Source organism: Pseudoduganella violacea (genome assembly GCF_014191875.1).
Taxonomy (GTDB): Bacteria; Pseudomonadota; Gammaproteobacteria; order Burkholderiales; family Burkholderiaceae_D; genus Rugamonas; species Rugamonas violacea_A.
On the sequence record NZ_JACHXD010000045.1, the window covers coordinates 1 to 1519 of the forward strand.

The window sequence follows — 1519 nt, forward strand, 5'->3', positions numbered from 1 at the left end:
AATCGAACGGAAATATGCTTGATCGGCTCATAGTTCCACCTTTTTTGCGCACCAATCTCGCTAAAAGGGTGAATTGATCAGCGCTTCCCTAGGTGTTTTAAAGTTGCTCATTTTTTGCGACAATGTCCGTTGAGAAATGGTTACTTATTACAAACAAGTAGGGGCATATCTTGACAGTCGTACTATTCCTTGTATTTCTTTATCTTCTCTATTGCTTAGTGCGCGGTCTTATTAATCCTAATGCTGTACTAAAAGAGGCGGTTAGAACTCGTGAACGTGTACTTGTGTTGTATGGTGCTGGGCTAGTTGTGTGCTTTCTGTTTATTGGTATGGCAAACAAAGACAATAACGAAAAGAAAATCCTGCTCCTGCAGTAGCTTCTGCAACTGCTGAACAACAACAACCAATTTCTAAAGAAGAGCGAAACCACAACCAAAGAAAAACCCAGTAGACGAAATCAAGAATAGTTTGTCTAAAGCAGACAATGCAATTCAAGTTGATTTGTTTGTTGAGAATGACGGTTCGTATAGACTCGTTGCGAACTATGCTCCCAAAGCGATTTTGAATGCTTCATCTGTAATTAGTAGCTCTGGATTTTCTGCAATTCGGTTAGGGAAAAAGCGTAGAATGAGAATGTCAATGTCTCTTCGTATGTGTTTAACGTCAATGTTCCGACAGCTGATAAGTATGAAAATGAGGGGCGTTCGGAAGCTCTAACAATGACGATTAGCGGCGAGGATTTCTCTAAAATTAATTGAATTGGCAGTTTTTGAACTTGGCAAATGTTGACTTCAAGACGTTAGGGTGACAAGGCGCAATTGAGTATTGCCAAGACAAAGACTAAGACAATCGTAATTATGTTGATACCTTCTGTATGTCTGTCTTTAAATAACCGTTCTCAATAGGCCCACCATTGAGAATACACAGGTGTGGAGTGTAGCTCCACGGTTCAAAATTCAAGCGAGATTACAATGCAAAAATTTGTAAAACTGAAGCGCGGTTTAGGTCCGATAAATGACTGGTACGAGAGGTGCAAACGTGACCAAATTCCCTATGTTGTTGTTGATAAGGGCAATAAATATGCTGTAGTTCGTTGGGATTACATTGCGTTTACTGCTGATAGAGACAGCATGATTGATAAGAACCAAGATAAGCACCTTGAAGAATTTAAAGAGCTTTTCCATAAATATTCTAATAAGAAATCTAGCTTTGAAATCGGCGGCGGACTCGTTGATTTCTATGACATCGAGAATGAAAAAGCCGCTGAAATGGCTAGTGATTTGTATGATATTGTTGCAAAAATCTACGAATAAATTAATGAAAAGGAGTTTAAAAATGTCCTTGATTAAACGATTTGCGCAAGAACAAGAAGAGATTGATAATCGTAATGAAGCCCTGAAAGCCTTGCTGGAATGTGATTTGTTTGCGGTGGTCAAGAAATTTCGGACACAACAATAGGTTCACGCACTGCCATTTTCCGTTCATAGACGGCGGGCGACAGATTGCCCAATGCTGAATT

General features: G+C 39.5%; 2 protein-coding genes. Both read left to right on the forward strand.

The window, feature by feature from the left end:
• Positions 1-971 precede the first annotated feature (971 nt).
• Positions 972-1313, forward strand: coding sequence for a hypothetical protein (locus tag FHS03_RS27845; RefSeq protein WP_183444176.1), 342 nt, complete (start codon positions 972-974; stop codon positions 1311-1313).
• Positions 1314-1335: 22 nt separating this feature from the next.
• Entirely contained in the window at positions 1336-1458 is a 123-nt protein-coding gene (locus tag FHS03_RS28485) for a hypothetical protein (protein WP_260110787.1), read from the forward strand.
• Positions 1459-1519: the final 61 nt, after the last annotated feature.